This is a genomic window from Mesorhizobium shangrilense, from assembly GCF_040537815.1.
Classification (GTDB): Bacteria; Pseudomonadota; Alphaproteobacteria; order Rhizobiales; family Rhizobiaceae; genus Mesorhizobium; species Mesorhizobium shangrilense.
Genome location: NZ_JBEWSZ010000004.1, coordinates 1 through 13,905, shown reverse-complemented (window position 1 = coordinate 13,905; position 13,905 = coordinate 1). Strand labels below are relative to the sequence as shown.

General features: G+C 62.2%; 14 protein-coding genes and 1 pseudogene. 10 read left to right on the top strand and 5 right to left on the bottom strand.

The features are described 5' to 3' along the window. Nucleotides 1-3 precede the first annotated feature (3 nt). From paaI to ABVQ20_RS30910, 5 genes are all read right to left on the bottom strand, one after another. Nucleotides 4-450, bottom strand: a complete 447-nt coding sequence (gene paaI / locus ABVQ20_RS30930; protein WP_354463491.1) for a hydroxyphenylacetyl-CoA thioesterase PaaI — start codon at nucleotides 448-450, stop codon at nucleotides 4-6. Beyond that, nucleotides 447-1,241 (bottom strand): 2-(1,2-epoxy-1,2-dihydrophenyl)acetyl-CoA isomerase PaaG, encoded by a 795-nt coding sequence (paaG, locus tag ABVQ20_RS30925; RefSeq protein ID WP_354463490.1) that lies wholly within the window; start codon nucleotides 1,239-1,241, stop codon nucleotides 447-449. The genes paaI and paaG overlap by 4 nt, the downstream gene beginning before the upstream one ends. Nucleotides 1,242-1,375: 134 nt before the next feature. Continuing rightward, nucleotides 1,376-1,630: a hypothetical protein gene (locus tag ABVQ20_RS30920; RefSeq protein ID WP_354463489.1), complete on the bottom strand. Its 255-nt coding sequence runs from the start codon at nucleotides 1,628-1,630 to the stop codon at nucleotides 1,376-1,378. Between the two features lie 91 nt (nucleotides 1,631-1,721). Further along, nucleotides 1,722-2,120, bottom strand: a complete 399-nt coding sequence (locus ABVQ20_RS30915; RefSeq protein ID WP_354463488.1) for a hypothetical protein — start codon at nucleotides 2,118-2,120, stop codon at nucleotides 1,722-1,724. 267 nt (nucleotides 2,121-2,387) lie between these two features. Beyond that, complete coding sequence (locus ABVQ20_RS30910; RefSeq protein ID WP_354463487.1) at nucleotides 2,388-3,818, bottom strand: NAD-dependent succinate-semialdehyde dehydrogenase; 1,431 nt, start codon at nucleotides 3,816-3,818, stop codon at nucleotides 2,388-2,390. Between the two features lie 113 nt (nucleotides 3,819-3,931). Here ABVQ20_RS30910 and ABVQ20_RS30905 point away from each other — a divergent pair, with 113 nt between their 5' ends. From ABVQ20_RS30905 to ABVQ20_RS30860, 10 genes and pseudogenes are all read left to right on the top strand, one after another. Next, complete coding sequence (locus tag ABVQ20_RS30905; RefSeq protein WP_354463486.1) at nucleotides 3,932-4,612, top strand: GntR family transcriptional regulator; 681 nt, start codon at nucleotides 3,932-3,934, stop codon at nucleotides 4,610-4,612. 3 nt (nucleotides 4,613-4,615) lie between these two features. Further along, nucleotides 4,616-5,608, top strand: a complete 993-nt coding sequence (locus tag ABVQ20_RS30900; RefSeq protein ID WP_354463485.1) for a proline racemase family protein — start codon at nucleotides 4,616-4,618, stop codon at nucleotides 5,606-5,608. A 30-nt stretch (nucleotides 5,609-5,638) separates the two neighbouring features. Continuing rightward, nucleotides 5,639-6,481 carry a transporter substrate-binding domain-containing protein gene (locus ABVQ20_RS30895; RefSeq protein ID WP_354463484.1) on the top strand — a complete coding sequence of 281 codons (843 nt, stop codon included), beginning with the start codon at nucleotides 5,639-5,641 and terminating at the stop codon, nucleotides 6,479-6,481. A 91-nt stretch (nucleotides 6,482-6,572) separates the two neighbouring features. Further along, nucleotides 6,573-7,232, top strand: a complete 660-nt coding sequence (locus tag ABVQ20_RS30890) for an amino acid ABC transporter permease (RefSeq protein WP_354463483.1) — start codon at nucleotides 6,573-6,575, stop codon at nucleotides 7,230-7,232. Continuing rightward, the gene (locus ABVQ20_RS30885; RefSeq protein WP_354463482.1) at nucleotides 7,229-8,086 is read left to right on the top strand and encodes an amino acid ABC transporter ATP-binding protein; all 858 of its coding nucleotides are present in this window, start codon (nucleotides 7,229-7,231) and stop codon (nucleotides 8,084-8,086) included. Before ABVQ20_RS30890 ends, ABVQ20_RS30885 begins: the two co-directional genes overlap by 4 nt. Nucleotides 8,087-8,190: 104 nt before the next feature. Further along, on the top strand, nucleotides 8,191-9,669 hold the full coding sequence (locus ABVQ20_RS30880) for an aldehyde dehydrogenase family protein (RefSeq protein ID WP_354463481.1): 1,479 nt from the start codon (nucleotides 8,191-8,193) through the stop codon (nucleotides 9,667-9,669). A 14-nt stretch (nucleotides 9,670-9,683) separates the two neighbouring features. After that, nucleotides 9,684-11,378: a GMC family oxidoreductase gene (locus ABVQ20_RS30875; RefSeq protein ID WP_354463480.1), complete on the top strand. Its 1,695-nt coding sequence runs from the start codon at nucleotides 9,684-9,686 to the stop codon at nucleotides 11,376-11,378. A gap of 17 nt (nucleotides 11,379-11,395) precedes the next feature. Beyond that, on the top strand, nucleotides 11,396-12,178 hold the full coding sequence (locus tag ABVQ20_RS30870) for an HpcH/HpaI aldolase family protein (RefSeq protein ID WP_354463479.1): 783 nt from the start codon (nucleotides 11,396-11,398) through the stop codon (nucleotides 12,176-12,178). Between the two features lie 25 nt (nucleotides 12,179-12,203). Then, nucleotides 12,204-13,469: an NAD(P)/FAD-dependent oxidoreductase gene (locus ABVQ20_RS30865; RefSeq protein WP_354463478.1), complete on the top strand. Its 1,266-nt coding sequence runs from the start codon at nucleotides 12,204-12,206 to the stop codon at nucleotides 13,467-13,469. A gap of 55 nt (nucleotides 13,470-13,524) precedes the next feature. Beyond that, a pseudogene (locus ABVQ20_RS30860) lies at nucleotides 13,525-13,905 on the top strand (NAD(P)-dependent oxidoreductase); the annotation flags it as partial.

Here is a 13,905-nt window from a genome sequence, read left to right as displayed (position 1 = left end):
CCGTCAGGCAGGGGTGGGCAAATGCGTCCCTTTGATCGTTCGGGAATGGCCACGAAACTCCGCGACAGGCTCACCATTCTGGTTCGTGATCCGGACGTCGTAGATGCCATTGCGGCCCATCGACGAAATTTCGCGCGCGACAGCCGTCAACCTGTCTCCGGCAAAGGCCGGCCTCAGGAACGCGACAGTACAGTGTTGTGCGACGGCATGGCGGTTGTAGCTGTTGCAGGCAAAGGCGAATGCCGAGTCGGCCAGCGTGAACATGTAGCCGCCGTGACAGGTGTCATGCCCGTTGGTCATGATTCGCGTAACGGTAAAGGAGAGCGTGGCCGTGCCAGGCGCCACGTGGTCCAGGGTCATGCCGAGATTTTGCGAGGCACGATCGTTCTTCCACATCGCATCGGCCGATGCCTTGGCGACCGCTACCGGGTCGTTCAGGTCGACAGTCATTTGCCCTTGAACTCCGCCGACCGCTTGTCGAGGAAAGCGGCAACGCCTTCGGCGTAGTCGGCACTTCGCCCGGCCTTGCGCTGCAGGTCACGTTCGAGATCCAACTGCTGATCCAGAGTGTTGACTGCCGCGGCCTGGATGGCCTGCTTGATCAGGCCGAGGCCGTATGTAGGCCCGGCGGCTAGCTGCCCGGCCAGCGCCAGCGCCTCGTCCATCAGCTTATCATCATCAGAGACTTTCCAGATCATTCCCCACGCTGCCGCTGTCTCGGCCGGCAGCGGCTCCGCCGTCATGGCGAGACCCTTGGCCCGCGCCTCGCCAAGCAGGCGCGGCAGGCTCCACGTGCCGCCCGAGTCCGGCAACAGGCCGATCTTCGAGAAAGCCTGGATGAACTTGGCCGAGCGTGCCGCGATGACGATATCGCAGGCCAGTGCGATGTTGGCTCCGGCTCCCGCCGCGACGCCGTTGACGGCACAAACGACGGGTTTGTCCAGGCTGCGTATCAGCCGCAACAGCGGGTTGTAGAAGGTCTCGATCGTGTAACCCAGGTCCGGTGCTTCGGTCGAATTGCGGGGGTCGCGGTCTCCCAGATCCTGCCCCGCGCAAAAAGCGCGTCCAGCACCTGTAAGCAGCACGGCACGGATCGTTGCATCATCATGGGCTCGCTCGATCTGCGCCCTGAGGGCCCGATGCATTTCCTCATTGAACGAATTCAGTTTGCCGGGGCGGTTCAGCGTCAATGTCATGACGCCGTCGCTGACCGCGACAAGCACTGTCTCGGACGGGTTCAATGGCTTCCTCCCAAATCTCGTTCGAACGTACCGTGGACGAGCATTCCAGATAGGTTTGCATAATCCGACCGGTCGGTCAATAATAATAGCGGGAGTGCATGCTCCTGCTTTCGGCTCGCCCAGACTATCGCAGGTCAATCCGCCGTGCGATTGGTCTGTCGATGTTTGAACATGCCAATGGCATCTTTCTGGTTGTCGATGGAGTAGCTCTGATGCTCGGTCGACATGCGCACATATTGCGCCGCGCGTACTCTTTGCGCATCCGCGATGGCAAGATTGGCCGTGTAAGCCTTTTCCATTGTTTGCCGCCAGCTATGGCAAGGCGCATCGTAAACGAACCACGCTATCGCGCCCGGCGCTACGATCTCGTCGATGTCTGTATTGTCCACCTGGAGCGGGGCATAGATAGTTTCGGGTCTTCAAAGGGAGCTCGGGGATAAGCGGCTCTTTGACTCCGGTCGGAAGGGCTCTCTCAGGCCGTCAACAATAGTCGTCGATCGGATCGCCATACTCCTGTCCAGTCAGCTCACAAAAGTGCTTCAAGGCACCCTGAAGTTCGAAGAAGGTGGCCTCACTCCGGTGACAGAAGAAGCGACCTTTGATCGAGACATGCGCCACCGCCCAGTCTTTGACGGCCTCGTCCCCGAACCGCGTGAGCACAACAAGGCTGTCGCCCGTGAGACAGGAATTCACCACCAAGCTCCTATTGTAACCGTTCTGAGCGAACACGCTGCCGAACGTAAGGCGGGCGGCGTACTCCTCCAGTGCATGTTCTGAGACGATCTCCGGACAAGCCGGGAACTCAGTTGGCACCTTCCAGCGAATTTGGACAACCGTCGGCGTTAGGGACGCATATTGGGGCTCGTCAGACAAAGACATGTACCTTCTCTCACACCGGCGGAAGCGCCATGTGGGAAGCGTTGTCGCGAGATCGGGAAATGGTAAAGACCAGTCGAGCCTAAATCGACACGTCCTGTCACTAGACGCATATGTCGTGCTTTGCGTACAAAACATGCGCAGTGTTGCATATATGCTTCACATGTAGGCACGACGAAGTGCCGGCGCGGCGACTCGCGGCTGGCTGTAGCAACTGCTTGAGTCGCCTGGACCACCCGCCGAGCGCGGACGCCCGCTCGTTGGAACGCTCTACATTTCGGTCACGAATTTCGTCCGCAGATAGGCGTCGAGGCCTTCGATGCCGCTCTCCGAGCCATAGCCGGATTCATTGACGCCGCCGAAAGGCGTTTCCGGCGTCGATACCATCATGTGGTTGACGCCCACCATGCCGGCTTCCAGCGCCATTTCCGTCTTCTGGGCAAGGCTGAGATTGCGGGTGAAGACAAAGGAGGCCAGCCCGTAACGCAGGGAATTTGCCCGCTCGATCATGTCGTCGAAGTTTGAGAACGTCGTTGTAGGCGCGATCGGCCCGAACGGCTCTTCCGACATGATGCGCGCCGTGTCCGGCACGTCCCGCAGCAGCGTCGGAGCAAAGAAATAGCCCTTGTTGCCGATGCGCTTGCCGCCGGTGACGACGGTGGCCCCCTTTGTCGTGGCATCGCTGACCAGGGCGTCCATGGCATCGAGCCGGCGGGGAGCGATCATTGGCCCCATCTGCACGCTCGCGTCGAGGCCGTTGCCGATCTTGAGCTTTTCGGTGCGTGAGGCGAAGCCGTCGATGAAGCGGTCATAGATAGCCTGATGCACGTAAAAACGGGTCGGCGAGGTGCATACCTGGCCAGCATTGCGGAACTTGAAGGTCACGACCGTATCGAGTGTCTTTTCGAGGTCGGCATCCTCATAGACGATGACGGGAGCGTGGCCGCCAAGCTCCATGGTGCAGCGCTTCAGCGTATCCGCAGCCTGTTTCTGCAAAAGCTTTCCAACGGCCGTCGATCCGGTCAGCGAGACCTTCTTGGGGATCGGCGAGGCGACGAGATAGGACGAGACCTTGGCCGGCTCGCCGAAGACGATGTTGAGCACGCCCGCCGGCAGCCCGGCGTCCTGGAAGCAGCGGGCGATGGCGACGGCCGTTCCAGGTGTTTCCTCCGCCGGCTTGAGGATGATCGAGCAGCCGGCGCCGAGCGCACCCGCGATCTTGCGGATCACATTGCTGGCCGGAAAATTCCAGGCGGCGAAAGCGATGACCGGGCCGACCGGCTCCTTGAACACCATCTGCCGCACGCCGGGCAGCCGGGCTGGGACGATGCGCCCATAGGCGCGTTTGCCTTCCTCGGCATACCAGCGCGTCGCGTCGGCGGCGAACTGCACCTCGCCGGTGGCTTCGGCCAGTGCCTTGCCGTTTTCCATCGTCAGTATGCGGGCGATGGTGTCCTTGCGCTGCTCTATGAGATCGGCCGCCTTGTCCATGATCGCCCACCGCTGCATCGCGGTCATCGCCTTCCACAGCTTGAAGCCTTTTGCCGATGCTGCGAGAGCGTGGTCGAGGTCGGCCTCCGTCGCATGCGGCACGATTGCCAGCGCTTCCTCCGTGGCGGGATTGATCAGCGTTTCGGACTTGCCGTCCGATCCCTGGCACCACACGCCGTCAATCAACAACTCGATCGTCTCTGGATACATGTCCTGGCCCTTTCCAGCCCGGCGGTCCGCGGAATGGCCGCCGGCAAACTGCGCGTCGAAAGAAAATGTCCGCGATGGCTTGACCTGTACATTGTATACAGTATGGTGTCGACATGATTTTAGCGCGCATCCAGAAATTGTCGGTCGCCATTCCCGAGAACCTCGCGGAGATGCTGGAGGAAGAGATCATCTTCGGCCGCATCAAATCCCGGGAGCGGTTGACCGAGGAAATGGTCGCCGAGCGCTATGGCGTCAGCCGGTCACCGGTGCGCGAGGCGCTGCGGCTGCTGGAGCGCGACGGCCTGGTGATGCGTGAAGCCAGGCGTGGCATCTGGGTCTCGCCAATGTCGCAGCGCGATTTCGACGAGGTCTATACCTGCCGCATCGAACTCGAAGGGCTGGTCGCCAAGCAGGCCGCCGAATCCGCCGACATTGAAAAGAAAACCGAGTTCAAGAACCTGCTGTCCGAGCTGAAGCAGGCCCAGGCCAGGAACGATGCGCGGCAGTTCTTCATTGTTGACGTGCGCGGCTCTTTCCTGACCTACACCCTGGCCGGCAACAGGACGCTGACGCGCCTGCTTGGCGGGCTGGAAAAGCAGGCCCTGCGATACCGCTATCACGCCTATGAGCAGGATCCCAAGATCATCCAGCTGTCCCTGGATGACACGGCCCGCATCTACGACGCGATCACCGATGGCGACGGCGAAAGCGCCAAGGCGATGACCGAAAGCCTCATTCGGGAAATCTGGCAAAGCATGCGGGCCGGCATTCGCGATGCCTTCGGAGAGGGTTAGGTCGTGTCCACCTTCTCGTCAGCGTTCAGTGTCATTGATTCCCATACCGCCGGTCACCCTACGCGGGTTATTCTCAACGGCGTCCCAAGACTTGCCGGCTCGACCGTGCGGGAGAAGCGGGACCATTTTCGCCGGCATTTCGATCATCTGCGCCCAGCGCTGCTGCACGAGCCGCGAGGTCATGCGGCCATGGTCGGTCTGGTCCCGGTCGCCTCGGATGTCGCCGACTATGGCGCGTTCTTCATCTCGTCCTATGTCTACCTCGACATGTGCGGTCACGGCACGATCGGCTTTGCCAGGACGCTGGCCTTTAGCGGGCAGATCAGCGCTGAAACGGGTGACAGCTTCACGCTGGAAACGCCGGCCGGCATCGTGACGGCTCATCTGCGCTGGAACCAGAACGGCTCCCTCGATCGGGTGCGGATTGCCAACGTGCCAAGCTATGTCGGGCTGGAGCATCTGAGCGTTGCCGTCGAAGGCGTCGGCACGGTTGATGCCGCCATCGTCTATGCCGGCATGTGGTATGCGCTGGTCGACGCGGCCTCGCTTGGCTTCCAGCTTGTCCCGGACAACGCGTCGGCCTTGATGCAGGCCGGCGCCACGATCAAGGACGCGATCAAGGCGGCGACGAAGGATCTGCCGCTGTTGGCCGGGGCCGCCGCGCCGAGCGTGCTTTTCTATGACGCCGACAGCGAGACGTCGGCGACGCATTTTCTGGTGCTGGAATCGAACAAGTTCGACCGTTCGCCTTGCGGCACGGGGACTTCGGCGCGCCTGACATATCTGTTGGAGAAGCGCCTGATCGGCCCCGATCAAACCTACCATGCAAAAAATATCTTCGGCATTCCGTTCGAGGCGCGCCTGCGACGGCGCGTCAAGGAGGATGGCCGCGAGGCGATGATCATCGAGATCGAAGGCTCCGCCTTCATCACTTCGACCCAGACAATCTACTTCGAGAACGGCGACCCCCTCTCGCAGGGCTTCCTAAGCCGGTAACCACCCAATAACTCAGAAAAGGGGAATGAAATGAAACTGACAGTAATGCGTACGTTCATGGCCGCCTTGACCATTGGCCTCGGTCTGCTCACGGCGCCTATCGCCGCTTCGGCGGACGACAATCCATCCGCCGTCATCGACCAAATCCGCGCCAGCGGTGTCCTGAAGGTGCCGGTGATGACCGGCGAGGAGCCGGGCTACATCAAGGACCCGGCCACCGGACAGTGGAGCGGCTTCTACTACGAATTTCTCGGCGAAATCGCGACCCAACTCGGCGTCAAACTTGAGCCCGTTGAGACGACATGGGGCAACCTGGCCGCCGACTTCCAGTCCAACAAGATCGACATCGCCATCGGCGTCAACCCGAACCCGAAGCGCGGCCTTGTCGTCGACTATCTGTGGGAGCCGCTGTTCACCGACGCCTGGGCCGTGCTGACGCCTCCCGGCAAGCCGGTCAAGACGTGGGCGGAACTCAATTCGCCGGACAAGACCGTCGTCGTGCAGAAGGGCAGCACCATGCAGGTCGTGGCCGAGGCCTTGCTGCCGAAAGCCAAGATCACGCCGGTCGAGGATCGCGGCCTGGCACTGATGGAACTCCAGGCTGGCCGCGCCGATGGCGTTGTCTTCTCGGTCTTCGACGCGCTGCAGATCACCAACCAGAAGATCGGCAACGTGTCGTTGCCTGAGCCGATCCTGCGCAATCCCGCCACGCTCGCTGTGGCGCGCAAGCCGGGCAATGCCGGCTTCATCAACTTCCTGACCAACTGGATCCTGCAAGAGCGTTCGCTCGGCCTCGCCCAGGGCAAGCTTGCCCGCGCATGGGAAGCCCGCGGCATCGACCTGTCGATCCTGCCGGCTGGCTTCAGCTTCTGATCGCAACAGCCTGGCCGCAGCATGACGCGGCGGTCAGGCTTCCACTGGCGCGTCTCCCAGGCTGGACGTGCATCGCACCAGTGAGGACAACATGCTGTTCGACTACTCTGTCATAACCAACAATATCGGGCTGCTCTGGCAGGGCCTCCTGATGACGCTCTACTTTACCGTCATCACGATCGGCGCGGGCATGCTGATTGGCCTGTTCATCGGGCTTATCCAACTGAGCACCTTCAAGCCGCTGGTCGTACTCGGCCAGATCTATGTCGAGTTCTTCCGCAATATCCCGCTGCTCGTCACGCTGCTGTGGGTCTACTACGCTTTCCCGATCTTCGCCGGCATCAATGTCACGAAATTCTGGGCCGGCTTCATCGGGCTGAGCTGCTACGTCGGGTCGTTCTATGCCGAAATCCTGCGCGCCGGCGTCCAGTCGGTCGACCCCGGCCAGACGGATGCCGCGACGGCGATCGGCATGTCCTATGGCCAGCGCATGCGCCGGATCATACTGCCGCAAGCTTTTCGCAAGATGATCCCGCCATTGGCCGGACAGTCGATCATCCAGATGAAGAACACGACGCTTCTGTCGATGATCACGGTCCCGGACCTTCTCTATCAGGCCAGCTACATCTCGAGTTTCACCTATCGGCCGATGGAAGTTTACACCGCCGTCGGCGTCATCTTCCTGATCATCCTGGTTCCGTTGACGCTGCTGTCCCGGAAACTCGAAAGAAGCGGGGCCAGCGTAAAATGAACGCCACACAATCAAACGCTGTGCCGGACAAGAGCGACAAGCCCGTCCTGCGGTTGGATGGCATCTGTCTCAAATTCGGCGACAAGCGCGTTCTGAACGGCATCGATCTCTCTGTCGTCGAAGGCGAGGTGGTGGTGCTGATCGGTGCCAGCGGATCGGGCAAGACATCGCTGCTGCGCTGCATCAACCTGCTCAATGTTCCGACCAGTGGCAGCATCGTCATCGATGACGAGACGCTGTTCAACAGGCACGCCGACGGTAAGGGCGCCCAGATACCGGTTCAAGAGGTCAACCGCATTCGCTCCAAGACCGGCATGGTCTTCCAGCAGTTCAATCTCTTTCCGCACATGACCGCGCTCGAGAACGTCATGGAAGGCCCGGTCATCGTCAAGAAGGAGCCAAAGGAGCAGGCGCGTCAAACGGCGCTGAAGCTTCTCGATGTCATGGGTCTGGCCCAGCATGTTGAAAAATATCCGCGCCAGCTTTCCGGCGGCCAGCAGCAGCGCGTGGCGATCGCCCGGGCAATGGCCATGCAGCCGAAGGTAATGCTGTTCGACGAACCGACGTCGGCGCTCGATCCCGAACTGGTCGGGGAAGTCATGAAGGCTATGGTCGAACTGGCCAGGAGCGGCATGACCATGGTGATCGTCACCCATGAACTGGGCTTTGCCTTCGAGGTCGCTGATCGAGTGGTGTTCCTCGATCAGGGGCGGGTCGCCGAGCAGGGCCCGCCCTCCAAGGTGCTGCTGCACCCTGAACATCCGCGTCTGAAGACATTTGTCGGACGCTTCCATGAATCGGCGGATCTGCTTCGCCCGTTCCTCGAGGCGCGTGAAGCGGAGAAGGCGTGCTGAAGGCACGCTGCTTCACGCGGAAACAGTCAAGTGGCCATCGTCGGCAGAGGGACCGCACCAGTTCATGCGGCCCCCTCGATCTGGCCGCATAAGGAAACATATCAATGACGTTAAGTTTTGATCCGGCCACGGTCGCTATTCCAAGGGGGCATCACATTGGCGGGCAGTATGTTCAACTGCCTGGCGCGGAAATCGAGGTTTTGCGGCCTTCCGATCTCCAGCACATGGGAATGATCGCCGATGGTGGCGAGGCCGCGGTGCAACGGGCCGTTGACGCCGCCAAGAAAGCCTTGGCCCAGAGCCGCTGGGCGAAGATCGCGCCACGCGACCGCGCTGCCGTGCTCATGCGTTTCGCGGGGTTGATCGAAGAGAACGCCACCTATCTCGGACAGTTGGAGGCGATGGGGTCGAGCCGGCTGATCTCGATGACCATCACCCGCGATGCGGTCCGCACCGCCGGCGTCGTGCGCTATTACGCCGAATTCTGCGACAAGATCGAAGGCACGGTTACCTCGACCGAGGCGAATGCGCTCAGCATCGTCAAGCACGAGCCCTATGGCATTGTCGGCGCGATCGTCCCCTGGAATTTCCCGATGATCACGGCGGCATGGAAGTTCGCCCCGGCGTTGGCCGCCGGCAATGCGGTGGTGATGAAGACGTCGGAACTGACCCCGCACAGCCTTCTGGCGCTGGCGGAACTTGCGGCAAGGGCAGGCGTTCCGGCGGGCCTTTTCAATGTCGTCAACGGCTACGGCCACACGACGGGGGCGGCGATCGTGCGCCATCCCGATATCCTGAAGATCTCGTTCACCGGCTCGACGCAGACGGGTGCCGCCATCATGACGCTGGCGGCCCAGTCCGGCATCAAGCCTGTTACGCTCGAGCTTGGCGGCAAGAGCCCGCAACTGGTGCTCGCCGATGCCGGCGATATCGATGTGGTGGCGGGCCGTGTCGCGGCTGCGTTCATGGACAACGCCGGCCAGGTCTGCACGGCGGGGTCGCGGCTGATCGTCGAGGACAAGATCGCCGACGAACTTGTCGAGCGCGTCATTGCCCGCACCAAGGCTATCAAGGCAGGACCGACCTGGGACGAGGCGACGACCTTTGCTCCGATCATCAGCCGCAAACAGCTTGAGCGGATCGACACGATGGTGCGCGCCAGCATCAGTGAGGGCGCGTCCGCGGTCACAGGCGGAACGGTGCTGGAAGGCCGCAACGAAGGCAGCTTCTATGCCCCGACGGTCCTGGAGAACGTCTCCGACGACAATATCGGCTTCAAGGAAGAGTTTTTTGGTCCGGTGCTGACGGTACGTACCTTTGCCGATCTCGACGAAGGCCTCGCCCAGGCGGCGCATCCGGTCTACGGGCTCGCCGCCAGCGTCCATACCACTGACCTGAAGAAAGCGCTCAAGGCGGCGGATTCGATCGAGGCCGGCATGGTCTGGATCAACCAGCACGGCCGCGGCCCCGAGTTCACCTATCCGGCCGGCGGCTACAAGGGGTCCGGCTTCGGCAAGGACATGGGCCGTGCCGGCATCGAGGCGTTCCTACGCCAAAAGGCCATCTGGGCCAACTACGCCTGAGCGAGCGCAAGCACATGCAATTCGATTACATCATTGTCGGCGGCGGTTCGGCCGGAGCCGTGCTTGCCAGCCGTCTCTCGGAAAACGGCACCAAACAGGTGGCGCTTTTCGAGGCCGGGCCCGACACCCCGCCGGATGATGTTCCCGAGGTGATCGCCGACAGCTATCCCGGTCTTTCCTACTTCGACCCGAAGTACCACTGGACGGAACTGCGCGTCTTCAACCGATCGCCGAAGCAGAATGCGCAAGTGGTCAAGACGGCCAAGCTCGAGCAGGCCAAGGTGATGGGTGGCGGCTCCAGCATCAACGGCCAGTTCGCGGTGCGCGGCCTGCCGCACGACTATGACGAATGGGAAGGGCTCGGCCTCGCCGGATGGGGATGGGACGGCATGCTGCCCTACCTCAAGAAGCTCGAGCGCGATCTCGATTTCGACGGCGATCTTCACAACAAGACCGGCCGTATTCCGATCCGCCGCGTCTTTCCGCAGGACTGGGCCGGTTTCACCAGATCCGTCCTCAAGGCCACGGAAGGCGAATATCCCTACCGGCCGGACTACAATGGCAGCTTCGAGGATGGCTCGTTCCCGCTGCCGTTGTCGAATGAGAACGACCGCCGCGTTTCGACAGCGATCGGCTATCTCGACAGCGACGTGCGCGCCCGCAAGAACCTGCATATCTTCGCCAATGCCTTCGTCGAAGGGCTGGTGACCCAGGGAACACGCATCACCGGCGCCAAGGTCACCATCGCCGGCCGGACCAAGACCTACAGCGCCAACGAGACCATCGTTTCAGCGGGCGCCCTGCATTCTCCGGCCATCCTGCTTCGCGCCGGCATCGGGCCGGCGGCGCAGCTGAAGCGGCTGGGCATCGAGGTCATCGCCGACCGCCCCGGCGTCGGCGAGAACCTAACGGATCATCCGCATCTGGCCGTCGGCGCGCATTTCAAGAAGTCCGCGCGCTTGCGGCCTGGTCAGCGGCGCCACATCTTCCTGGGTGTCAGATACTCATCCAATTACGCCGACTGCCATCCCGGTGACATGCTGCTGATGCCCGTCAACCGCGCCGGCTGGCATCCGCTTGGCAAGGCGATGGGCGCGCTCAATGTCTGCGTCAACAAATCCTACTCACGCGGAACCGTGACGTTGAAGTCGGCCGTTCAGACCGAAGAGCCGATCGTCGATCTGAATCTGGCTTCCGACGGTCGCGACCTGATGCGCCTGGTCGATGGCTTCAAGCGCATTTGCAAGATCATGGAAACGCCGGATGTCCGGCAGCACGTCAACACCTGGTTCCTGGCCGGCTACAGCGACGAGGCTCGCGCGCTTAGCGTCCGCAAGCCGTCGAACTGGGTGAAGACCGCGACCGCGGCCTATCTCTTCGACTATGCGCCGTTCTTCCGCGAGACCTTGCTCAGGCGCAAGTTCGGTACCACCGACCGCATCCACGCAATGCTGGGGAGTGAAGAGCTGATTGCCGATTGGGTCAAGCAATCCGTCTGGTCGGGCTGGCATGTCTCCGGCACCTGCAAGATGGGCGCCGACGGCGATCCGCTGGCGGTGCTCGATGCCGATTGCCGTGTGCGCGGCGTGCAAGGCCTTAGGGTCGTCGATGCCTCGATCATGCCGACCATCGTTGCCGCCAACACCAACATCACGACCATCGCCATCGCTGAAAAAGCGGCGGACCTGATTTTGAACTCACGACAATAGCAAAGGACCTGAAGGCAATGCGCAAGAATAAGGTGAAGGACATCTGGGCCGCCGGCGGCGAAGTGGTGACGGGTTGGCTCGGCATTCCGTCGTCTATCTCGGCTGAACTGATGGCTCAGCAAGGCTGGGACGCGCTGACCATCGATCTCCAGCATGGCGCGACCGACTATGTCGATGCCGTGCCGATGCTGCAGGCGATCTCGACGACGGACACGACGCCGATGGTGCGTGTGCCGTGGAACGATCCGGCGATCATCGGCAAGGTGCTCGATGCCGGCGCCTATGGCGTAATCTGCCCGATGGTCAACACCGCCGAGGAAGCAGACGCCTTCGTCAAGGCCTGCCGTTATTTCCCCAAGGGCGGCCGCAGCGTCGGTCCGCTGCGCGCCTCGCTCTATGCCGGCGCGGACTATTTCCAGCACGCCAACGACACGATCATCACCATGGCGATGATCGAGAGCGAGCAGGCGGTGAAGAATCTCGAAGACATCCTGAAGACGCCCAATCTCGACGCCATCTTCGTTGGTCCGTCGGACCTTGCGGTCACCATGGGTGAGGCGCCCGGTTTCGATCCGCGCTATCCGGCGGTCTACGAGGCGATCGAATACATCGCCGCCAAGTGCAAGGAGGCCGGCGTCATTCCGGGCATCCATTGCGGCTCGGTCGCCTATGGCGTCGACATGCGCAAGATGGGCTATCGCTTCATGGCTTATCTCTCCGACTTCCGCATGCTGCAGCAGATGGTGTCGCGTTCGCTGCCGGCTTTCCGCGCCGGCACGCCGAGCGCGATCGCGCCCTGACTTGCCACGTTCCGGATCGATAGCCATGACATCGACAAGCACCCGGCGCGGCAAGGTGACGGTGATCGGCGCCGGCATCATCGGCGTCTGCACCGCGAATTACCTGCTCGAGCAGGGTTTTGCGGTGGAGGTGGTCGATCCGGCCTTGCCGGGGTCGGAGGAGCAGTGCTCCTTCGGCAATGCCGGCGGCATCTGCCCGGGATCCTGCATCCCGAATTCGATGCCGGGCGTGCTTCGCAATGTGCCGAAATGGTTGATCGATCCGGAAGGGCCGTTGATCGTGCGGCTGGCCTATCTGCCGCACGCGCTGCCCTGGCTGCTGCGCTTCCTCGCCGCCAGTCGCAAGCCGCGTGTGGAAGAGATATCGACGGCGATGCGTTCGCTGCATCGCTACACATTCGAATGCTACGAGCCGCTGATCAAGGCGGCCGGCTGCGAGGACCTACTGCAGAAACGTGGCCAGCTCTTCGTCCACGAGACGGTGGATGGGCCGTCCAAGGGTGCCTATGGCCTCGGGCTGCGGCGCGAGCATGGCGTCAAGGTCGACATCCTCGATGCCGACGAAATCCGCCAGCTCGAACCGGCCCTGGCGCCAATCTTCAAGGGCGCTGTTTACCTGCCCGAACAGGGGCAGTGTCCGAATCCCGGCCGGCTTGTCGCCAGGCTCGCCGAACATGCGGCGCGTCAGGGCGCTCGCTTTACCCGGGCAAAAGTAATCGGCTTCGAGATGGCCGCCAACGGTCCGTCAGCACTGCGGCTTGAAGGCGGTGGACGCATCCCGGTCGAAACCGTGGTGCTGTGCGCCGGCGCCTGGTCGGGCGATCTTGCCAGAAAGCTCGGCGACCGCATTCCGCTCGAGAGCGAGCGCGGCTACCACATCATGGTCAGGGGCGCCGATACCGGCCTGCGCATCCAGACCATTTCGGCCGACCGCAAGTTCGTCGCTTCGCCGATGGAAGACGGGCTGCGGATCGCCGGCAATGTCGAATTCGCAGGCCTGAAGGCGCCCGCGAACATGAACCGGGCGGATGTTCTCCTCAAACAAGCGCGGCCGATGTTCCGGAAACTGGAGGTCGGGGAGGTCACGCGCTGGATGGGACATCGGCCGGGCACGCCCGACAGCATTCCGGTCATCGACCGGTCATCGCGGGCGAGGAACGTCATCTACGCCTTCGGCCACGGACATCAGGGTCTGATTGGCGGCGCCGTCACCGGCAAGATCGTGTCGCAGCTTGCCGCTGGTCTGCCGCCGGCGATCGATCTGACACCCTTCCGGGCGGATAGGTTCTGAATCAGAGCGTGCTGCCATACCGGCAGTCCTTTCCGTTCTTGCTTGGGGAAACGACGTGATCGCAAACACAACTACGCAGGCAATGCAGCCAGTCGACCCTGAGAGCGCCTACGCCGTGCTGATCTGCGACCTGGTCGGCCTGCGGTTCGGAGCTGACGGCAATCCCGATGCCAGCGAAGTGCAGGCCCATATCGAAGCGAAGGGTGGTCGCTTTCATGCGGGCGCACTCGGCAACAAGGCCAGCCTCGAACACGGCCGCGTCCATTTCTTCTACCAGCCGGATCTCAGCACGCGAGAGGAATTGATCGAGGCTGCCGGCGACGGCCGCTACGACGCAGTCATCGCGGCGGCGACCTTCCTGCCGGCCGAGACCGTCTTTCCGCTTGCCGGCGTGCGGATCGGCGCCGGCACCGGCAATATGGGGTCGCGCTCCTGG